The sequence below is a fragment of the Sneathiella sp. genome, assembly GCF_029233945.1.
In the GTDB taxonomy this organism is placed as follows: Bacteria; Pseudomonadota; Alphaproteobacteria; order Sneathiellales; family Sneathiellaceae; genus Sneathiella.
In genome coordinates this window covers 1-22,415 of sequence record NZ_JARGOQ010000040.1, presented here as the reverse complement: position 1 = coordinate 22,415, position 22,415 = coordinate 1, and the positions used below count along the sequence as shown (strand labels likewise).

General features: G+C 51.3%; 15 protein-coding genes. 11 read left to right on the top strand and 4 right to left on the bottom strand.

What is annotated here, in order from left to right:
* Positions 1 to 7: 7 nt before the first annotated feature.
* Positions 8 to 1,483: an ABC transporter substrate-binding protein gene (locus P1U71_RS12990; RefSeq protein WP_301106037.1), complete on the bottom strand. Its 1,476-nt coding sequence runs from the start codon at positions 1,481 to 1,483 to the stop codon at positions 8 to 10.
* A 316-nt stretch (positions 1,484 to 1,799) separates the two neighbouring features.
* On the opposite strand from P1U71_RS12990, the gene P1U71_RS12985 reads away from it, so the two are divergent.
* A complete protein-coding gene (locus P1U71_RS12985; protein ID WP_301106036.1) occupies positions 1,800 to 2,687 on the top strand; it encodes a LysR family transcriptional regulator in 888 nt (295 codons plus the stop codon).
* Between the two features lie 136 nt (positions 2,688 to 2,823).
* Here P1U71_RS12985 and P1U71_RS12980 read toward each other — a convergent pair whose 3' ends face one another.
* The gene (locus tag P1U71_RS12980; RefSeq protein WP_301106035.1) at positions 2,824 to 4,806 is read right to left on the bottom strand and encodes a phospholipase D-like domain-containing protein; all 1,983 of its coding nucleotides are present in this window, start codon (positions 4,804 to 4,806) and stop codon (positions 2,824 to 2,826) included.
* 474 nt (positions 4,807 to 5,280) lie between these two features.
* Between P1U71_RS12980 and P1U71_RS12975 the strand changes: the two genes are divergently transcribed.
* The 6 genes from P1U71_RS12975 (at position 5,281) to P1U71_RS12950 (ending at position 13,892) form a co-directional block, all read left to right on the top strand.
* Positions 5,281 to 7,173, top strand: a complete 1,893-nt coding sequence (locus tag P1U71_RS12975) for an alpha/beta fold hydrolase (RefSeq protein ID WP_301106034.1) — start codon at positions 5,281 to 5,283, stop codon at positions 7,171 to 7,173.
* 8 nt (positions 7,174 to 7,181) lie between these two features.
* The gene (locus P1U71_RS12970; protein WP_301106033.1) at positions 7,182 to 8,132 is read left to right on the top strand and encodes a bifunctional enoyl-CoA hydratase/phosphate acetyltransferase; all 951 of its coding nucleotides are present in this window, start codon (positions 7,182 to 7,184) and stop codon (positions 8,130 to 8,132) included.
* The gene (locus tag P1U71_RS12965) at positions 8,129 to 9,322 is read left to right on the top strand and encodes an acetate/propionate family kinase (protein ID WP_301106032.1); all 1,194 of its coding nucleotides are present in this window, start codon (positions 8,129 to 8,131) and stop codon (positions 9,320 to 9,322) included. Before P1U71_RS12970 ends, P1U71_RS12965 begins: the two co-directional genes overlap by 4 nt.
* 149 nt (positions 9,323 to 9,471) lie before the next feature.
* Entirely contained in the window at positions 9,472 to 9,864 is a 393-nt protein-coding gene (locus P1U71_RS12960) for a hypothetical protein (protein ID WP_301106031.1), read from the top strand.
* 57 nt (positions 9,865 to 9,921) lie between these two features.
* Complete coding sequence (locus tag P1U71_RS12955; protein ID WP_301106030.1) at positions 9,922 to 10,995, top strand: NAD(P)-dependent alcohol dehydrogenase; 1,074 nt, start codon at positions 9,922 to 9,924, stop codon at positions 10,993 to 10,995.
* Between the two features lie 182 nt (positions 10,996 to 11,177).
* Entirely contained in the window at positions 11,178 to 13,892 is a 2,715-nt protein-coding gene (locus tag P1U71_RS12950) for a cation-transporting P-type ATPase (RefSeq protein WP_367281191.1), read from the top strand.
* Positions 13,893 to 14,051: 159 nt separating this feature from the next.
* On the opposite strand, the gene P1U71_RS12945 is transcribed toward P1U71_RS12950, so the two are convergent.
* Both P1U71_RS12945 and P1U71_RS12940 read right to left on the bottom strand, forming a co-directional pair.
* Complete coding sequence (locus tag P1U71_RS12945; protein WP_301106028.1) at positions 14,052 to 14,396, bottom strand: chaperone modulator CbpM; 345 nt, start codon at positions 14,394 to 14,396, stop codon at positions 14,052 to 14,054.
* Complete coding sequence (locus P1U71_RS12940) at positions 14,393 to 15,316, bottom strand: DnaJ C-terminal domain-containing protein (protein ID WP_301106027.1); 924 nt, start codon at positions 15,314 to 15,316, stop codon at positions 14,393 to 14,395. Before P1U71_RS12940 ends, P1U71_RS12945 begins: the two co-directional genes overlap by 4 nt.
* A 245-nt stretch (positions 15,317 to 15,561) precedes the next feature.
* Between P1U71_RS12940 and P1U71_RS12935 the strand changes: the two genes are divergently transcribed.
* The 4 genes from P1U71_RS12935 to ftsH all read left to right on the top strand — a co-directional run.
* Positions 15,562 to 16,539, top strand: coding sequence for an HlyD family efflux transporter periplasmic adaptor subunit (locus P1U71_RS12935; RefSeq protein ID WP_301106026.1), 978 nt, complete (start codon positions 15,562 to 15,564; stop codon positions 16,537 to 16,539).
* A complete protein-coding gene (gene rbbA, locus P1U71_RS12930) occupies positions 16,536 to 19,271 on the top strand; it encodes a ribosome-associated ATPase/putative transporter RbbA (protein ID WP_367281190.1) in 2,736 nt (911 codons plus the stop codon). The genes P1U71_RS12935 and rbbA overlap by 4 nt, the downstream gene beginning before the upstream one ends.
* A gap of 3 nt (positions 19,272 to 19,274) precedes the next feature.
* Positions 19,275 to 20,399 (top strand): ABC transporter permease, encoded by a 1,125-nt coding sequence (locus P1U71_RS12925; protein ID WP_301106024.1) that lies wholly within the window; start codon positions 19,275 to 19,277, stop codon positions 20,397 to 20,399.
* 167 nt (positions 20,400 to 20,566) lie between these two features.
* On the top strand, positions 20,567 to 22,415 hold a 1,849-nt coding region (gene ftsH, locus P1U71_RS12920; RefSeq protein WP_301106023.1), incomplete at its 3' end, for an ATP-dependent zinc metalloprotease FtsH.

The following is a 22,415-nucleotide window of genomic DNA, read 5'->3' as shown; positions in this document are numbered from 1 at the left end:
GGTGAGGCTAGTTCTTGGTAACGTCTGACCAGCGCAACGCGGCGGACGGAACCGCAGGAATGGTGACGTCCTTGGCAACCACCCGGAGCGTGTTCAGATGGAAAGGAATGAAGGCGCCGCCCTTTTCAAACAGTTCGACCTGTAGTTCCCGATAATCTTCCTTGCGTTTTTCAGGATCGAGCTCACTGCGCGCCACGTCGAGCTGGGCGTCGAATTCAGGAACGTTCCAGTATGTCTCATTCCACTTTGCCCCTGAACGGAAGGCTTCGTTGAGAATCTGGTCTGCGGGACGCCCGCCCCAATAGGTCGTGGTCGCAGATTTCTTCATCCAGACATCGTTCCAGAAGCCGTCACTCGGGACGGAGGTGATTTTCACCTTTACGCCGGCTTTCGCAGCCTGAGCCTGATATACCTCGAGCAGTGGAGCCCATGTAGGGTCAAGCGGCGCTGTAAATACTTCAATGTCAAGACCATCTTTGTGCCCTGCTTCCGCGAGCAGCGCTTTTGCACCTTCTATATCTTGCGGGCAGTCAATTTTGGCGAGATAGGGATCTGTCGGCGCTACAGGATCGTCGCAGGAGACAATACCGCCGTTCTCACCGAGGGCCCGTTTGATAATCTGTTCGCGGTCCGCGAGGATACGCAGGGCCTTGCGAACGCGCCAATCCTTGAACTCCTCGGACTGGGTATTAAACACAATGCCACGCCACGCGCCGCTTGGAATATGCTGGTAATTAAAGCCGTCCCCCAAAGCATTCTGCTGCTCTTCCGTGGCGCCAAGCAGAAGGTCTATCTGACCGGCGGCAAGCGCCTGCTGCCGGGCGCCGGCATCGGCAATCGCAGTGACATTGATGCCATCGAGCTGTGGTTTGCCATCCCAATAATCGTCAAAGCGCACGAATTCGCTGATTCCCTCGGCATCAAGGGTCTTGAGCTTGAATGGGCCGGTGCCGATGCCAGTATCCGCGATGGTATCGCCCGATCCCTCCGGAATGATCCGCGCCCGGTAATCTATCAGCAACAAGGGAAAGTCGGCATGACTGCTATTCAGTTCAAAGATGACAGAGTTATCCTCGCCAGCGCGAACATCCTTGATAATATCCAGGACGGCTTTCACCGCCGATTTGGTATTCGGGTCAATAATGCGTTTGAAAGTATAGACAACATCCTCTGGTCCGAATGCCGATCCGTCATGGAAAGTGACGCCGTCGCGAAGTTTGAACGTCCATACATCCGCCTTGTCGTTGCTTGACCAACTGGTTGCGAGGGAGGCCTCCGGCTCTTCGGTTTTATAAGACGGCCGCACCAGGCGATTATACGTGAGGATAATCGCTTCATACAGACGGTTGCCGTCGATCGGGTCCATATTGGATTCCGCCCCGAAGGAAAGATCATGTGCAAAGTTAAGTGTTTTAGCCATGGCCAACGGAATGGTTGAAATCATTGCTGCACAAACCGTCGCAGCCAGGAAGTATTTCCTCATCTTTATCTCCTAAAAAATTCTGTGTAGATGACCCTCTACTTCGCACACTTAAAAAGTGTGACGATTCGATCATGCCATGGATTTATTTATAGATCAAATGCTACAGCTATATTTCAGACAGAGGAAAATAAGAAAAAAAACGACTGTATTTTTAGAAAAAAACTTCTAACATATTGTAAAATAATTAAAATATAAATATTAAGTAAATTAATTTAATCTAATTTCTGAGAAAATAAAATACTCCTCTCTTGCTGGTCAGGAAATTTAACGGTAGTATTCATTAAAATATTAATTGATGAACCCCGGATTTTTGATTATGAAGCTTTTAGCGCCACTTCCCTGGCTCGCGGCGTTTGAGGCTGCCGCCCGGCATTCCAGTTTCACCCAAGCCGCACAGGAACTCGGAATAACGCAAGGCGCGGTCAGTATTCAGATTCAAAGACTGGAAAGCACCTTGGAAAGCCCGCTGTTTGTGCGTAAAGCCCGCAGCATAGAACTTACGGAAATCGGCGAGACATATTTGCGCCGGGTGCGAGGGGCGCTCACCAGCATCCGGCATGCAACCGAGGAGTTGTTTGAACATGACCATCATCAAAATCTGTCCATAAGCTGTTATTCGCCCTCCTTTGCGGACCTGTGGCTTGCGCCGCGCCTGCCGTCGCTTTATGCGGACTTCCCCAATATTGAGGTCACGGTTACGGTGGATTATCAGCTGGCATCGCCGCAATCAGCCCAGTCGGATATTCATTTCACCTATGAGGATCCCGCGCATGCCGGAAGCGATTTCGTCGCACTTGTTGCCGAGCGGCTCGTCGCCGTCATGCCTTCCGACAAGCATGGGGGGCTGCCGATTGATTGGTCGAAACTGCCGCTGATCGAAACCGCTGGCCCGCGGGCCTCCTGGCGAGCCTGGTTCGAGGCGGCGGAGATGGTGCCTCCGGAAACACGGATCATCAAGGTAAATTCCATGCAGAATGCACTGGCACTCGCCTGTGCAGGGTCCGGGGTTGCTCTCGCTGCACGCCCCTTTATCGATCCATTTCTTGAAAATAACATGGTTACGGCGTTGCGCCCGGATATTGAAATTTCGGTCCAGAGCCATGGATTGTATAAAAGCGGTCTTGCCAACCGGTCATACTTCGTGAAGCGCATCGCCCAATGGTTCTTCGAAAAGGCCGGCATGTCGCATATTAACGTCCTCTGACAATGACGTTGGGGTTTGTGCCGCAAGCGGCGGCAAAAATACCGATGCCGGTTGAGATCAAGTCATCCCTCAACCGGCATCCGCCTATAAATTTGCGCGGATCATGCGCTCTTCATAACAACGCAAAAATCTAATTTTACAATTTCGATTGTATCCCTTGCTGGAAGGCGGGCTGATAGGGAGCGAGGCCTTCCGCGATGGGTTCCCAGACGGTCCTCTCGTCCGGCATGTCCTCGGGATATTGGAAATCGCCTGGGAAACATTGACGGCCTGGCGTCGGATTAATAAGACCGCAAGGCTCATAACTATTAAACGCGAAATAATTAAGGGGTCTCGTAATGTATTCGAGCCAACCGTCCTGTTTCGGCCAGTACCGTCTCGCCCGCGCTGATTTCATATCCTTTGATTTCTCGAAGGCGGCAGTGAACGTAGACTGCCATGTTACCAGCCGGTTATCGTTAATAGGGATATTGAGAAAATCGCTCATCAGCTTTTTGCGGAATTTGATGACTTTCTCCTTGCCGAAAATTGCCAGGCCTGCGTCCCTGTCATTCGTCATACCGGCGATTTCGACACCGCCGGAACCGACAACCACGTACTCATCATCAATCATCAGCAACTTGTTGTGCATATAGATGAGATTTGCGTTGACCAGATCTGTCGTTCCCTCTTTCATGATTTGGTAGGCATAAACACGCGATTTCTTGCCGTCCATATCAACCGCATTTTTGTCAGCAAAATCATTCAGGTTTAACCATGCGAATTGCCGATAAGCGCTCAACATCAAAACAGGTAGGAAACCTATCTTTGGGCCAACACAGTCAAGGATATCAGGATAGTTCTTCATGCACGGCATAACTTTGTCGGCAAATTCATTAGCACTGCGCTGGTTTGTGCGTGGGTTGTTTGTGATGAGCATGACCTGCAAGCCCGGCCTTTTCTTCATCCGCGCGACGACGGCGTCCATCAAAGGCTTATAGAACATAAACTGATCGGCTATGATAATATAGTGCTCCGCATTGCTAATGGCCTTCAAATAAGCCTTCAGATAGGATAGATCCCCTTTTGGCGCCCAGTTTTGATAGAAGCCCTTCATCGCCCCATTGGGGCCCGCAGTCATGACAAGCTGTGTGTCAATATTATCTGCCTGCTGAGCGGGCTTTGTGAAATTCTGCCATAGCGTTTCGGGGAAAGTCAGTACACTCTTTTTGTTACCTGTTATGCCGACTGTTGGCGGAAAAGGATCTGTTATCTGACGGTGAAGAAGCGCCGCGATATCCATGGCAGCATCCCCTTGAATTTGCAGCATGCTGTCGGTCCAGCCGGCACTATTAACGTCATAATCTTTATTTCGATCTCTGCGGGCCAACGAACCATCTGTGAGAGGGCCTTGGTCATGCTTGCGATTATCCCATCTCTGCGCCGCCATATCCAGCCCTCCGACAAAGGCGGTACTGGCAAAACCGTCTTTTCGTGACGAACCAATGAACCATGACTTTTGATGCATAGTCCCGCCGATCAGATAATGACGACGGTTCGGAACGCATACATTTACAGTTTTATCGTTGGTGGCTGTGCGCGCCACCTTGTTGAGTTCTTCACATTGCGCAAAAATCTCTTGCAGCGGCTGATAGGTATCATTTGACGACACCAGGATGCGCACTTGGACGCCGCGATTAATTGCATCACTCAACACCTTCAGGAGCTGCGTATCTTTATAATTGTCGATGTCCGGGATTAGATAGAAATTCCAGTCAATTGTATAAGCGGATCCCCATATTACGTCCCCCTTCTGCGTCTTGACTATTTGCTCATACAGCGCCCTGAAATAGTCACCGGTGATCTCAAGCAGTTCAACATTGCTTTTTGCTCCCTGCTGATACAGCCGGAAATCGGCGATATTCGCCTTGCTATCTTTGAGGTTACGTGCGATGCCGCCTCTCACTTCCGTTATTTCCTTGGATGTCAGAAAGTAATCTGTCGCCGACTTGCCAAAGCTCGGCGATGCCAAGCTGACGGCAGCAAGGGCAGCAATCCCGACCATCATTGAAACACGTTGAAACCGGACTTTTAACGGCTGCAGGATGCGCCGTGTCTGTGCATTTAAAATAATATTCATTTCATGTCCTCTTGTAAATATATAATATTAATTATTCAGTATATTATTGATTTAAATAGTTTTATTATTTAGTTATTATAATTTAATATTCAAATAATTTATTTATATATAATAAAAATATTTATTTACTTCTATTTTTTACCAAATATTTGAGTAATTCCGAGATAAATTCTAAGGTATATGCCGTATATTGGTAATGTTAGAGGATAATGGCTTGAGCTGTGATGAGGCTAGATTTGCGATTTTCTCATGAAAAATCCCTTCCGTTATTTCAAGACGTTACCTGAAATCATGCGCCTGGCCGCTGTCGTCGCTGCAGCCGGATCGGCACACTGCACCGCAATATTGACAATCATGATGTTGTAAAGAAATCATACTAACTTTGACTGAAATCAATGCTGCAATGCAAAATTAATTGTGTCCTCAAATAGAGAAATTTCGATTGTTGATATCATCGATCAAAAGAGAATTATTATGAAACCGAAGGCCTCTGATCAAATCGCTAAAAGCCCGGCCAGATCGATTGGCACGTCAACAAGCCTGAATAAAAAACCCGTCTCAGTTCCCACCACGACCTCTTCTTCAACAACGAAACCTGCCCTGAATATCGGTCCAGGCATTTTCGAGCGGGATTCTTACGTGTCGACGGCTCTGCCGGAGATTCTTGATCGCTCTGTCCACGCACTTGCGGCGCGCTTCACTCTCGGGCTATCTCCGAGCGCCTTGGCAAGCGCCTATTCCGATTGGGCGCTACATTTGGCGACGGCGCCTGGAAAGCAGTTCCAGTTGATTGAAAAGGCGACCAAGAAAGCCCTCCGGCTTGCGAGTTATTCTACCCATTGCGCTCTCCGTCACGGAGATACCGCCCACTGCATCGATCCATTGCCGCAGGACAAACGGTTCGCTGGTGCTGCCTGGCAGCAGTGGCCTTACAATCTGTTGTACCAGTCCTTTTTGATGAACCAACAGTGGTGGTATAATGCGACGACCGGAATTCGCGGAGTGACCAAACAGCATGAGAACGTGGTAGAATTCGCGACGCGGCAAATGTTGGATATATTTTCTCCATCGAACTTTCTCGCCGCCAATCCGGAGCTGTTGCAAAAAACCATGAAAGAGGGCGGCCAGAATCTGGTTCGCGGTGCTCAGAATTTTATTGAGGACTGGGAACGGTCAGTTAGTGGGAAAAAACCCGCGGGGACAGAAAATTATAAAATCGGAGAAACGCTTGCAGTAACCCCGGGAAAGGTTGTCTACAGTAACCGGTTAATTGAGTTAATACAGTATTTTCCCGCGACGGATAAAGTCCATCCGGAACCAATCTTCATCGTTCCCGCCTGGATAATGAAGTATTATATTCTTGATTTATCACCTGAGAATTCATTAGTAAAATATTTAACTGAAAAGGGTTTTACGGTTTTTATTGTATCATGGAAAAACCCCGGTCCGGAAGATCGAGATCTAGGCATGGACGAATATCGCACCCTCGGTATCACGAGCGCACTTGAGGCTATTGAAGCGATAACAGGAGCACCGCAGGTTCACGGAATCGGATATTGCATAGGGGGAACACTGCTCTCCATTGCCGCCGCAGCCATGGCGCGAGATGGAGAGGAACGATATAAAACCCTCACTTTTCTTGCCTCACAAGTTGATTTCAAGGAAGCGGGCGAACTGATGCTTTTTATTAATGAAAGCGAGGTCACATTCCTGGAAGATATGATGTGGGAACAGGGGTTTCTGGATACCAAACAAATGGCCGGTGCATTTCAGCTTTTACGATCAAATGATCTGATCTGGTCGCGACTGATACATGATTATCTGAGGGGCGAACGGCCCGCAATAAATGATCTTATGGCGTGGAATGCCGACGCTACCCGCATGCCCTATAAAATGCACTCCGAATATCTCCGCCATCTATTCCTGAATAACGATCTGGCTGAGGGGCGTTACATCGTGGATGACCGACCTGTTGCTGTATCCGACATTCGGGTGCCCATTTTCGCCGTCGGAACTGAATGGGACCATGTCGCGCCCTGGCGGTCAGTCTATAAGTACAATCTTCTCACTGATACAGATGTCACCTTTCTGCTAACCAGTGGCGGACATAATGCAGGCATTGTGTCCGAACCGGGCCATGCCAACCGTCGCTACCGTCAAGCAACACGGAAAGCCGATGAAAGTTACCGCGACCCGGAGACCTGGTTGCATGAGACTGATGTGCAGTCAGGTTCCTGGTGGCCATCCCTCGTGGAATGGCTGACCGCGCATTCTGGCGATATGACCGTCCCGCCTCCTATGGGATTAAACGAGCTACCGTACAAGCCGCTGTCCAATGCACCCGGCACCTATGTATTTCAGGAGTAAATCGTCGCATGATACCTGCTGAGCCTCATGGTCATGAACCGGGTTCCCTCTGTGAGGATCTAATCAAAGCCACGACCGATCTGGCGCCGATCTGTATAGCTGTCGTTCATCCCTGTGACGTCCTTTCGTTGAGCGGGGCGCTGGAAGCCGCACGAAAAGACTTGATTGTCCCGTTACTCATCGGCCCGACGGAGAAAATCAGGGCTGCATCGGTTGAGGCAGGCGAAGACCTTGAAGGTATCGAAATCATCGATGTTCCGCATAGCCATGCCGCAGCACAGAAGGCCGTGGAAATGGTTCGCGGCGGTTCCGCCGATGCCCTGATGAAAGGCAAACTCCATACGGACGAATTGCTGGAGGCGGTCGTTGACCATGACCTGGGCCTAAGGACCGAGCGGCGCATTAGTCATATTTTCGCTCTGGATGTCCGGCTCTATCCCAAACCCCTTTTTATCACTGATGCGGCGATCAATATCTACCCGGACCTCAATGACAAACGGGATATCGTCCAGAACGCCATTGATCTCGCCCATGCTCTTGGCATCGATTTACCAAAAGTGGCTATCTTGTCGGCGGTGGAAACCGTTTATCCCAAGATCAAATCAACTCTGGATGCCGCTGCGCTTTGCAAAATGGCGGACCGGGACCAGATAACCGGTGGCCTGTTGGACGGGCCATTGGCCTTCGATAACGCCATTTCCAGATCTGCAGCAGAAGCTAAAGGGATTCGCTCCGAAGTTGCAGGCGATCCAGATATTCTAGTCGTGCCCGATCTTGAAGCAGGCAATATGGTTGCCAAGCAGCTCGTATACCTGGCGGGGGCGGAATCAGCGGGAATTGCCCTTGGTGCCCGTGTTCCTATCGTGCTGACGAGTCGGGCTGACGGCATTCGCTCACGATTGACCTCTTGCGCTCTTGCTTTGCTCTATCATCACCATCGGCGGAAACTCACGGTATGACCGATGTGATTTTGATCCTCAATGCGGGATCATCGAGTATAAAATTCGCCCTCTATCCGGCACCTCACAATGGATCTACACCGTTAATCACGGGGAAGATTGCAGGCATCAAGAGAGACCCCGTCTTTCAAGCTCGCGGGTCGACCGGCTGTGACCTCTCTCCAGGGACTCTAGCAGTTCTGGACGTTGAAGAAGACCAGACCGCTCTGACACGTCGTCTGCTCTGCTGGATAGAAGAGCAGACTCAGGAGAGCACCCTTGTTGCGGTCGGACATCGAGTTGTGCATGGTGGGCAACGGTTTACCGGGCCCGTCTTACTGAATGAGGAAATCATTGGTGAGTTGGAAAAACTACAGTCACTCGCCCCGCTTCATCAGCCCTATAACCTGTCCGCCATCGCTCTCGTCTCAAGCCTGATGCCGGATGTGCCGCAAATTGCCTGTTTCGATACCAGTTTCCATCGGACCCAGCCGCGCCTAGCTCAGCTTTTTCCGCTCCCCCGCCAATTTGCCGACGATGGCATACTCCGATACGGATTTCATGGCCTGTCTTATGATTATATCGCCAGTGTTCTCCCGGATTATCTGAAGGACAAATCTGAAGGCCGGGTGATTGTAGCTCATCTCGGAAACGGCGCCAGCATGTGCGCCATGAAAAACAGGCAAAGCGTCGCCACAAGCATGGGATTTACAGCGCTGGACGGCCTGATGATGGGCAGTCGACCGGGATCTCTGGATGTGGGCGTTGTACTGCATCTAATCCAGGAACAAAGCATGAAACCGGCAGATATTCAAGATCTGCTCTATACCAAATCCGGACTGCTCGGGGTCTCCGGCATTAGCAACAATATGCAGGTCTTGCTGGAAAGTCTGCATCCGCATGCTCAGGAAGCCGTTGATTTATTCTGTTATCGTGCAGCGGCCGAACTAGGCGCGTTACTTCCCGCGCTGGGAGGGCTTGACGCAATCATCTTTACGGCAGGTATTGGCGAGAAGGCGCCATTGGTGCGAAAACAAATTTGCAGTCAACTGGCTTGGTTAGGCCTCTGTCTGGATGAGGAAGAAAATGCCGCAAACGCTACTGTAATCAGTGCTCCAAACTCGTCCATAGATGTTTTGGTAATTCCGACTAATGAAGAAGAAGTAATCGCAGCTGCAACATACCGGTTAGTGACTGAGAGAGCTGTCTAGAAAAACGCCATATCATCAGCTGGCAATGTGTTTCTTTCAATGGCCAAGCGGCATCTTTAACACAAATTTGATTGATCAAAATCAATGCCGATCAAACCAGAAATGATAGCATCCTTAAAGTACGATCCGTACACTCAAAGGAAATGGACATGACTAAAAATTCGCAAGATGCTAGTAACTCACCGCAGATTCCGGAGCTTTCAGGTTTTGACCCGACTGCCATGTTACGCGCGTTTATACCGGCGTTGAATGGGACCTCCTCATCCAGCAGTAGCCCAGCCGCGAATTTGCTGGAGATGAACCAACACTGGACAACCTTTCTGACGAAACGCCTCAAGAAAGATGCTGAGTTGATTCAGCAGTTCGCTAAATGCTCCAATCCGATGGAAATGAATGCAACCTATTTGGATTTCTTCAGCAACACATTTGAAGATTATCAGCGTGAGCTATCCGAAATGGCCGAACTTGGCCAAAAGGCCATGAGTCAGCAAGAGGCTCCGAGCGTCGCTAAAGCCGGTGAGCAGCAGAACCAAAAAAATTGAAGCAATTGAAATTTCTGGAAGCAGTCGCAAGAGTACCTTAACTTGAGGAGACATGTGATGGCCAAAATGAAAGTTGCAATCTTTGTCGAGTCAGGACGGATCGTATTGGACGAAAAGCCAATTCCCGATCCTGGGCCGCTCGATGCCCTGATCCGTATCACCACCACGACGATTTGCGGCACCGACATTCATATTCTAAAAGGTGAATACCCGGTTGCCAAAGGGTTGACGATTGGCCACGAGCCAGTCGGCATCATCGAAAAACTCGGCTCGCAAGTGACCGGATTTAGAGAAGGCCAACGGGTCATTGCTGGTGCAATTACACCCTCCGGTACATCTACTGCCTGTCTTTGTGGCTATCACTCGCAGGACGGCAGTGGCACCGAGCACGGTTGGCAAGCCATGGGCGGCTGGAAGTTTGGCAATACCATCGACGGCTCCCAGGCCGAGTATCTTCTGGTGCCCGACGCAATGGCCAACCTGGCACCTGTGCCGGATGATCTAACCGACGAGCAAGTGCTGATGTGTCCCGACATCCTGTCTACCGGCTTTGCCGGGGCCGAAAGTGGGCGTATTCGTATTGGCGACTCTGTGGCTGTCTTTGCACAAGGCCCTATTGGCCTTTGTGCGACGGCCGGGGCCAAGCTGATGGGTGCCACCAACATCATAACGGTGGAATCTGTGCCGGAGCGGATGAAGATGTCGCGGCAGATGGGTGCGGATCAAGTAATCGATTTTAAGAAGGCTGATCCGGTAGAGGAAATTCGCCGTCTTACAGATGGGCGCGGCGTTGATGTCGCGATCGAGGCCCTCGGTCGTCAGCAAACCTTTGAATGGGCTCTGCGTTCACTGCGGCCGGGCGGAACGTTGTCATCGCTCGGCGTCTATTCGAGCGACCTGAAGATCCCTCTCGACGCTTTCTCGGCAGGGCTTGGCGACAATACTATCGTCACCAGCCTGTGTCCCGGCGGCAAGGAACGCATGCGCCGTCTGATGAGCGTGGTCGCATCGAGCAGGGTTGATACCCGGCCATTGGTCACCCACCGGTTTAAACTCGATCAGATTGAAGAAGCATATGATCTATTTGGGCATCAGCGCGACGGCGTGCTGAAGATTGCAATCACCCCTTGAACGAAGCGCTCGGTGATCGAAACCGAAATTTACTTCCGATGCTCAGGAAGCTTTTCAATTGTGTAGAAAATAAAGTTTGATAGCGCAGCCTTCTCAGAGCTTTCTGCAACATTTTTTGGCTAACGGAAGAGGATTGCTGATTGTCGAAATGCGTTCGCTCAGGGCCGATCAAACGCGGCAACATGACAATGAATCAGGATACGAAAATAGAAGTATTCAGGAAGGCACACCAATTTGCTGCGGATGCTGTCCTTGAGTCTTTGAAAACAACGGATGATGGTCTAGCCGAGACCGCAGCGAGAGCCCGGCTGAAAACACATGGCCCGAACCGCTTGCCGGACCCGGCACGACGAAGTGCAATTTTCCGGTTTCTGCTGCACTTCCACAACATCCTCATATATGTCCTTTTGGGATCGGCTGTTATCACCGCGGCTCTGGATCACTTGGTAGATACATTTTTCATTCTAGCCGTCGTCGTGGCAAATGCAGCGATTGGATTCATTCAAGAGGGCAAGGCGGAAAAGGCAATGGATGCCATCCGCCATATGCTGGCACCCCACGCATCCGTCTTACGTGACGGGCAGCGTCGAAGCATAGACGGCATTGATTTAGTTCCAGGAGACATCGTGTTGATGGAGGCGGGAGACAAGGTGCCCGCCGATTTGCGTCTCATTCATGCCCGTGGACTTCAGATTCAGGAGGCGATACTCACTGGCGAATCTGTTCCAACTGAGAAGCATACCTCTCCGGTTGCACCCAGCGCCACGCTTGGAGATCGAACCTGTATGGCCTTCAGCGGTACAATGGTGACCAGCGGCACGGGCAAAGGCGTTGTGATTGCAACAGGCGCCGATACAGAGATCGGACGCATTAGTGGGATGCTTTCAGATGTTGAAATGCTGACGACGCCCTTGCTGAAGCAAATGAACCTGTTCGCCCAATGGTTAACCATTATGATTCTGCTGCTTGCTGCCATGCTGCTGACTTTTGGGTATTTCGTTGAGCATTTTGAATTCTCGGAATTATTCATGGCTGTAGTTGGACTTTCAGTCGCCGCTATTCCCGAAGGATTACCCGCCGTTCTGACCATCACACTTGCGGTCGGTGTACAGGCCATGGCCCGGCGCAGCGCAATCGTTCGGCGTTTACCCGCAATCGAAACGCTGGGCTCAGTATCAGTCATCTGCACTGACAAGACGGGCACCCTCACCCGCAACGAAATGATGGTCACCTCGGTTGCGACCCAGACGCATATATTTTCCCTGGAAGGTGCCGGATACGAACCGAATGGAGCTATCAAGCTAAACAATCAGGAAGTTTCTTCGCGTGAACATGCGATCCTTGAAGAGATTGGCCGTTCAGCAGTGTTGTGCAATAATGCGACACTGCATGAACGTGATGGAATTTGGACTGCTGAAGGCGATCCGATGGAAGGCGCATTGCTGACGTTATCCGGCAAAATCGGCATGGATATTCGCCAAGAGCAGGCCACATGGACACGGACCGACAGCATCCCCTTCGATGCCAAACACCGCTTTATGGCAACGCTAAATCATGATCATAATGACCATGCGTTTGTTTCCGTGAAAGGTGCGCCGGAACAGATCATTTCTATGTGTCGTGAGCAGCTTACCGTCTCTGGCGATACCGAACCGCTTAACAAACAATATTGGCACGATCAAATCGAGAGGATTACCGCCCAGGGACAGCGCGCTCTGGCTTTTGCTATTCGCACAGTGCCCCCGGAACATACAGTCCTTGAGTTTACCGATGTTGAAGGGGTGTTGACGCTGATTGGCCTGGTCGGGCTGATCGATCCGCCGCGCCCGGAGGCGGTTCGGGCCGTAGCGGAATGCCATAGTGCAGGAATTCGGGTAAAAATGATAACCGGTGACCACAAAGGGACAGCCGCTGCCATCGCCAGACAGGTCGGCTTACAAAACCCGGACATAGTGCTAACCGGAGCCGATCTTAATAACATGAATGATGCTGAACTGGCAGCAGCGGTTCTGGAAACCGACGTATTCGCCCGCACAAGCCCTGAACACAAACTCAGGCTGGTAACAACTCTCCAGGCACATGGCATGACTGTTGCCATGACAGGGGATGGGGTAAATGACGCTCCCGCTCTCAAGCGCGCCGATGCGGGCATCGCCATGGGCATGAAAGGCAGCGAGGCTGCCAAGGAAGCGGCAGAGCTGGTTCTTGCCGATGACAACTTTGCAACAATCGTCACTGCTGTACGTGAGGGACGCACGGTATATGACAACATCAAGAAGGTCATTAGCTGGTTATTGCCAACGAGCAGTGGCGAAGCCATGACGATTATTGTTGCACTTCTTTTTGGCATGACCTTACCGATCACCCCTGTCCAGATTCTCTGGATCAATTTGGTCACTGCCGTCACGCTGGGCATTGCCCTGGCATTTGAACCCACAGAGACGGACACCATGCGCCGACAGCCTCGCCCGCGAAATCAGCCGCTTCTGACTGGAGAACTGGCGTGGCATATAGTGTTGGTTTCTATCTTATTTATATGCGGAGTATTCGGTATCTATAGCTATGCAATAGATCGAGGCTACTCAATAGAACTTGCCCGTACAATGGCCGTCAATACGTTGGTGGTAATGGAAATATTCCACCTCTTTTTCATTCGAAATATTTATGGGACGTCACTCACATGGAAGGCGGTGCAGGGCACAAAAGTCATATGGACAACGGTTTTCATCGTTACAGTCGCCCAGTTCGCCATTACCTATTTACCTCCGTTGCAACATGTATTTGCCACCGAGGCCGTGCCTGTATTCGATGGTTTACTCATAGTCGGCGTGGGTGTTGCTCTATTCGCCGTCATAGAAACCGAGAAACAATTGCGTCTAGCCTTTCGCGGTCGATGAATAGAAACTCTAGATAAAACAACGGTTGCAATTGCCATTACAAGGAGACTTTGCCACCTTTAGACGCCGCCTGAAATACACGAGATTCACGATCCGGCAGCAGGTTGGGTGTGCAGTCATATCTTGCGGTTGAGCGTTTCCTCGCTTTTTCCAACAACATCAACCATCATCCGTGTCTTTTCTTTTCCGAATGTCATGAGCACTCAGAATTGCGGCTTGCACGTCCCTATGCTGGCTTTCAACCGCCTGTGCGAGAGATCGCAGCTCAAAACGGACGCCATGAAGCTGATCAAGCAGGGATAGTACAATGGGAACTGCGGCATTATTAATATCCATGTCGGATTTTAGCTGACGAATGAGTTCGATACGAGCAATGTCGACTTCTCGAAATCTGATATTGCCCTCAGCCAATGCTGGTTCAACCCATCCCCGGGAAACCCAGGTCCGCAGCCGCCTTATTGTCAGGCCCTCTATACGTCGTGTGACTTCTTTCTCCGAGATCATGTTCCCACTCCTTCAAGCTCCTGACGCACCGAATAAGCATGAGATTTCTGCCAGTCTCGCATAAATGCCTTCAATTCATCGTCGATCTCTTCTGGAAGAGCAACTTCCAGTGTCACGCGCTGATCTCCTTTATTCACACCCTTACCTTTTAGTCTTAATGTTTGACCAGTATTTGTTCCGGGCGGAATTGTCATCGTCACTTTTCCGTTTATTGTAGGTACGGTAATCTTGCCTCCCAAAACGGCTTCATCAAGCGTGATCGGCACTGTCAGCAGGATATCCTGCCCCTGCCGCTTGAAAAGATTGTGTGGCATTACCTGAACCCTGACATATGCATCCCCGTTTGGCCCGTTATTGAAGCCAGGATGCCCCTTTCCTTTAAGACGGATTTTCTGGCCATCTTTAATACCGGTCGGGATCTTGACATCAATGTTGGAGCCATTTGGTAACGTTATGCGCTGTTTCGCGCCGCGAACAGCATCCAGAAATTCTACTTTCAGGTGATATTGCGCGTCCGAGCCACGTTGTGGGCCGCCGCCTCTACCAGGACCGGAAGATTGAGCACGAGCATGACGAAACAGTTCGGAAAAAAGATCATTTTCGTCACCAAAGTCCTGAAATCCATCTGCGCTATAATAAGGATGTTCGGGGCCAGTATTTCCATAATCGCGATAATACTGTTGCTGCGGCTTCTCCGCACCGGTAGCGTCTATCTCCCCTTTATCAAAACGGGCTCGTTTCTCCGGATCGCCCAGCACCCCATATGCACTAGAAACTGCCTTGAACTTTTCCTCGGCATCTGCATCGCCCGGATGAAGATCAGGATGTAATTCCTTGGCAAGTCGTCGATAGGCTGATTTTATTTCCTTGTTGGTCGCCTCTGATTTCACACCCAGCACGTCATACGGATTATCAGTCACTGCTATTTTCTTTCATTTGGTCCATCGGATTTTCAGCCCGGCAATTGGCTAATAATGAAAATATTTACAATGAAACGCATTGATCTCGCCCAATTTTCTACCACCTTTTCTGCCAAGGCCGCTTTGACCACGATCAATGCTGATCCAGCGTCAACATAGTATAGAAGTATTCAGAAATTTGCATATGAGGCGCTAATGATCGAGGCAAAAATGATTTTCTGCGTCGTGAAGGGAGCCGCGTGACAATGAAATTGAGAACCTTCCTAATGAGCGGTGTCTTCGTTGTCGCCGTTGCTATAGGAGCCTTTTACTGGTGGCAGCAGCGGCAAAGCGATCTACCTGATGGTCTCGTCCGCGCCAATGGGCGGATTGAGGCAGAGCGAGTCGACGTTGCTCTCAAATTTGGAGGACGGATTGCCGAAGTTTTGGCTGATGAAGGGCAAATGGTCGCGCGCGGTGATGTTGTCGCCCGAATTGACTCCACCGAACTGGAAGCAGATATCCGCGCCGCTGAAGCGGCGGCCCGTCAGGTCGAGCAGGAGCTAGCACAGGCAAAGGCATTGGTCGCTCAGCGCGAGGGTGAAGTGACCCTCGCCCAAGCTGAGTTAAAACGCACAGAGACTCTTATCAAGCAGGGATATGCAACCGGGCAGACGCTGGATCAGCGACGTTCACAGGAGATCACCGCGATTGCGGCACTAAATACCGCGCGCGCGCAAATTGCTTCTGCCAAGGCCGCAATAGAAGCGTCGGAGGCAAAAGTCGCAGCCCTGAAGGCCAATCTCGCTGACTATACCTTGATCGCACCAAGGGACGGGCGCGTGCAATATCGCTTGGCCCAGCCCGGAGAGGTTCTAGCCGCGGGAGGAAAGATAATCACCCTCCTTGATCTGACAGACGTTTATATGGATGTCTATCTGCCCACTGATGATGCGGGCAGGCTCCGCTTTGGAGCCGAAGCTCGACTGATCCTCGATGCCGCGCCACAATACGTGATCCCGGCGTCTGTTGAATTCGTCGCCTCAGAGGCGCAGTTCACTCCAAAGTATGTAGAGACTGAAAGTGAACGCGCGAAATTGACATTTCGCGTCAAATTACAAATACCAGTAGAAGTTCTCAGGAAGTATCAGGAGGTTGTGAAAACCGGCGTCCCGGGAGTTGCCATTGTGCGCGTCTCACCAGAAGCGGAATGGCCGGAAACGCTGACAGTTAAACTGCCATGACAAGACCGGCTTCCGAAATGGTCGCCACCCTCACCAGCGTAACTCATCGCTACGGGGAGACTGCCGCGCTTAAGGATGTGTCGGTTGCAATTCCCACGGGCCAAATGGTTGGCTTTATCGGACCCGACGGTGTCGGAAAGTCCACCTTTTTGGGGCTAATTGCGGGTGTGCGCCGGCTACAAAGCGGGACGGTCGAAGTGCTCGGCGGCTCAATGGGAGACCGGCAGCATCGTGATGGAATTTGCCGGCGCATCGCCTACATGCCGCAGGGACTTGGGCGAAACCTATATCCGACACTTTCGGTCATTGAAAATATAGATTTTTTTGGCCGCCTTTATGGCCAATCGGCGCAGGAACGCGCCGCGCGCATCGCCGATCTGCTGAAAAGCACAGGACTCGTTCCCTTCATGGATCGCCCGGCAGGCAAGCTTTCCGGAGGGATGAAGCAAAAGCTTTCGCTCTGTTGTGCCCTTATACACGATCCCGACCTACTGATCCTCGATGAACCGACGACCGGTGTTGATCCTCTTTCGCGCCAGCAGTTCTGGCAACTGATCGACCGCATTCGTGCGCGGCGTCCCGGCATGAGCGTCATTACCGCAACGGCCTATATGTCAGAGGCCGAGCGGTTTGAACATCTGATTGCCATTAATGCGGGCCGCATCCTTGCTATCGGAACGCCGGTAGAGTTGATGTCACAGGCTGGCACCGACACTCTCGAAGCCGCGTTTATTGCTCTATTACCTGATGAAGATAGGCAGGCTCATCAGGACATCACGCTGCCTTCGCGCAAAATTCAGGATGGCCCCCTTGCTATCGAGGCTGACGGGCTGACCATGCGTTTTGGAGACTTCACCGCCGTCGACCACGTAAGCTTCCGCATTGAGCCCGGCGAGATTTTTGGTTTTCTCGGATCAAATGGCTGCGGCAAGACCACGACCATGAAGATCCTGACCGGCCTTCTGACGGCGTCCGAAGGCGATGCGAAGCTGTTCGGGAAACCCATCGGCACCGATGGCTTGGCCACGCGGCGGCGCGTTGGGTACATGTCGCAATCCTTTTCTCTTTATTCGGAATTATCGGTAAGGCGCAATCTGGCGCTGCACGCTGATTTGTTCCACCTGCCCAGCGCAAACCGCAATGCGCGTGTCGATGAACTGATTACACGATTTGATTTAGGCGAGGTGGCGGATGCTATGCCCGAAAGCCTCCCGCTGGGCGTACGTCAGCGCCTCCAATTGGCCGTGGCGGTTCTGCATAAGCCCGAGTTGCTGATCCTTGACGAACCAACTTCCGGCGTTGATCCAATAGCCCGCGATGCTTTCTGGGCTTTGTTGATTGAGCTGTCGCGTAAGGACGGAGTGACGATCTTCATCTCCACCCATTTCATGAACGAAGCTGAACGGTGCGACCGTATCTCGTTGATGCACGCAGGTAAGGTTCTGGCTCAGGGAACCCCCGATGCATTGCGTCAGCAGCGCGGTGCGGCGACGCTCGAAGAGGCGTTTATCGCTTATTTGAAGGAGGCTGGCGCTGAAGACAGCGCCCCCAACGAAGTACTCGACCTCCCTACAGCGACGGGCCCGAGCGCCCCCAAAATCGGATGGGTGTCCCCTTCTCGTATTTGGGCATTCGCCCGGCGTGAGACCATGGAAATTCTGCGCGATCCAATTCGTCTGGTTTTTGCGCTGTTTGGCCCAATCGTCTTGATGCTGGCAATGGGATACGGCATCACTTTCGATGTCGAGAACTTAACATATTCAACGTTAGATCAGGACCAGTCCCGCGAAAGCCGGATGCTTCTCGATTCAATCGCGAGTTCGCGTTATTTCGATGAACGACCTCCGATAACTGATTTCGCCGAACTGGATCGCCGCATGAAAGCCGGTGACATCTCTCTCGCGATAGTCATTCCCCCCAACTATGGCCGAGACCTCTTAGCGGGCCGAATACCAGAAATTGGCGCTTGGCTTGACGGGTCGAATACGACGCGTGCAGAAACGGGGCGCGGATATCTACAAGGCGCGCTGTTTGCCCATTTGGGCGATTTGTCAATTCGGGAAACCGGTGAGATACCCGGCTTCTACCCTGCTATTGTTGAGCCCCGATTCCGCTACAATCAGGCATTCCGCTCGCAATATGCAATCCCCCCCGGCGTACTGATGATGCAGTTAATCATGATCCCGGCCATGCTGACAGCACTTGGCGTAGTGCGTGAGAAGGAAATGGGTTCAATCGTCAATCTTTATGCGGCCCCAGTCCATAAAATCGAATTCCTGCTAGGCAAGCAACTGCCCTATATTGGCGTTGCGATGGTCAGCTTCGCTAGCCTTGTTGTGCTGATGCTCACAATGTTTGGCATTGGAATGCCGGGCAGCTTTCTGGCATTGGTATTGGGGGCGCTATTCTTCACGACGGCGGCCACCGCATTCGGCCTCGTCGTATCGACATTTGTCCGCTCGCAAATCGCCGCGATTTTTGCGACGGCAATTATTGTTATGATCCCAACCGTCAATTTTTCGGGAATGATGTATCCGGTCTCCACCCTGGAAGGCGGCGCGAGGCTCATCGGTCAGGCTTTTCCGGCACTCTATTTTCAGCAGATTAGCGCCGGAGTCTTCAACAAAGGTCTCGATTTAGCGATATTGCTTCCCAATCATCTGATCCTTGCCGGATTTTGTGTCCTCTTCTGGACGATCGCAACCGTATTCTTACGTAAGCAGGAGGCCTGAACAATGCGCTGGATTGCCAACATCTATCGGCTGGGCGTCAAGGAAATATTCAGCCTTCTGCGCGACCCGGTGCTGATGGGGCTGATCTTTTACACCTTCACATTTGCCATCTACACCGTCGCTCACGGAGTACAGACCGAATTGCACAATGCGTCTATCGCTGTTGTAGATGAGGATCGGTCGGAATTGTCGGGACAGATCACGGGAGCATTTCTACCGCCTTACTTTAAAACACCGGTGGTGATCGATTTGAGCGCGGTCGATCCGGGTATGGACGCGGGTCGATATACTTTTGTGCTGGATATCCCCCCTGGTTTTGAGTCGGATGTATTGGCCGGGCGTATTCCTGAAATCCAGCTTAATGTTGACGCAACCGCGATGACGATTGCCGGCAACGGGGCGACTTATATTTCCAGCATCGTCAACGCCGAACTGCTGAAATTTGTTAGCCGATCCAGCGGCGCCGTGGTTTTGCCAGTCGATTTGCGGGTGCGAGCAAAATATAATCCAAACCTCCACTCCTCCTGGTTCATGGCCGTGATGCAGATCATCAATAACCTGACAATCCTCGCGATTATCCTGAGCGGTGCCGCCGTGATCCGTGAGCGCGAACATGGAACCCTTGAGCACTTGTTGGTGATGCCGGTTACCTCCAGCGAAATCATGTTGGCCAAGATCTGGGCAAATGGGTTAGTGATTGTCCTGGCGGCAGTACTTTCACTGCAATTTATCGTGCAGGGGCTACTCGGCGTACCCATCGTCGGTTCGATCGCGCTCTTTGCGCTCGGTTCGGCTGTGTATCTGTTTGCCGTAACCGCCATGGGTATTACGCTTTCAACGGTGGCGACGACGATGCCTCAGTTCGGATTGCTTTCTATCCCGGTTTTCGTTGTAATGAACCTGTTGTCCGGAGGGATCACACCGTTGGAGAGTATGCCGGAGGCACTGCAAAATACGGTACAGGTTTTGCCTTCCACACATTTCATCAAATTCGCACAGGCGGTTCTGTATCGTGGCGCGGGGATTGAGATTGTTTGGCCTCAACTGCTGGCGACCACAGCGATTGGAGTTGCCTTTTTCGCTTTCGGCCTAGCTCGTTTTAGGGCAACACTGGCTTCGGCGAGATGAAGATTGACGCGGTATTGAGTTAAATCAATGCGTCCCGGACGTTTTTATGATTTACCATCTATATTTACCAAAATTGCTTTCCATTGTTTCGATGCGATGCCGTTTGATCACATAAACGCCGTCTGACATAATCCAACAATTCACAAATCGGTGGATCGGAGATGTTCATGAAAAAGATACCCAGTTGGATCTGGATTGTTTCCATCGCGGTGTTTACGTCAATGATACTGATGTCGACTCAGTTAGCCAATCAATCTTCAAAAACAACGATCGCCTATAGTGAGTTCAAGCAGTTGATTTCCGACGGGTCGATAAAAGAGGTTATCTTAGAAGGGGAGGATGCAAAAGCCGAGCTTAAGAAAGCTATGATTTTTGGTGATAAGGGCGCAGCGACGAATGTTGTTTCCACGGTTCTCCCTGCAGGCGGTGACACCGAGTTAATACCGCTGCTTAATCAACATGATGTCGTAATCTGGAATTTACCGTCAGAAAGTAGAAATAGCTGGCTGCTGTCCCTCCTGCCCTGGATTATATTCATTGGCATATATTTCTTTATCATGCGGCGCATGCAAGGCAACCTGATGGACCGGTTTGGCGGCCGGAATTCAGGAGATTTTCTTGTTGGTTCGGCAAAACAGGAGGAAAAAGTCGGCCGTCTGGTGACCTTTGATGATGTCGCGGGACAGGAATCCGCGAAACAGGAGGTTGCTGAATTAGTTGATTTCCTGAAACATCCCAAAACCTATGAGAACCTCGGCGCGGAAACTCCTCATGGTGTTCTTCTTGTCGGACCACCCGGAACAGGTAAAACCTTGCTCGCGCGAGCGCTTGCAGGAGAAGCTGGCGTTAATTTTTTTAATATATCCGCTTCAGAATTTATCGAAATGTTTGTTGGTGTTGGCGCCTCCCGTGTTCGCAAAATGTTTGATGAGGCAAAAAAGCGAGCGCCCAGCATCATCTTTATTGACGAGCTGGATGCCGTCGGACGAGTTCGCGGCACCGGCCTGGGCGGAGGAAATGACGAGCGGGAGCAAACCCTGAACCAGATCTTGTCCGAAATGGACGGATTTACCGGGCATGAAACCGTCATTGTACTGGCAGCAACTAACAGGCCAGATGTATTGGACCCTGCTCTGCTTCGCCCCGGTCGATTTGACCGTCACGTCACACTGGAACTCCCGGATAAAGCTGCCCGCAAAGCTATTCTGAAAGTGCATATTCGCAATGTGCCCATAGCCAAAGACGTGGACCTGAATACGGTTGCAGCTAGCTGCCCTGGATTTTCAGGAGCTGATCTCAAGAATCTGGTAAATGAGGCGGCTATTGCAGCCGCTCGGGAGGGTACGAGCGAAGTTTCCATGCATCATTTTGATGAAATGAGAGACAAAATCATTATGGGGACAGTTCGCACTCTCGCCATTCAACCAGACGAGCATCATCGCCTCGCTGTACATGAAGCAGGCCATACGGCTGTCGCCAATTTTCTGCCCAACGCTGATCCGCTATACAAAGTTACCATAATTCCGCGCGGCCGATCTTTGGGCGGAACCCATTTGCTGCCAACAGAAGAACGCAACACCTTGTCAGAAGAATATTTACATGATCGCCTGGCCGTTTCCTTGGCCGGCCGATGCGCTGAGAAAATATTCTTGGGGAGTGTCAGTTCAGGGGCAGATGACGATATCAAAACCGCCACTCAACTTGCCCGGGCCATGGTGTCCAGGTGGGGGATGTCTGAAGAAATTGGTCCAATCGACGTACGCCAAAGCGAAGAGCATCCATTCCTTGGGAGAGAAATAGCCCAGCCCCGTCGCTTTAGCGAAGACATGTCAAGCAAGGTTGACGAAGCTGTATCGAAACTTCTGCGAGAAGCAGAAGATCGGGGCCGGGAAATCATAGTCAAGCACCGGACCCAGATTGAACAGCTTATAAATAAACTTGAGACAGACGAAACCGTCAATCGCGATACCATCAAGGCTATTCTTGGTCAGAGCATTGTAAGGACAGGCACGGCGT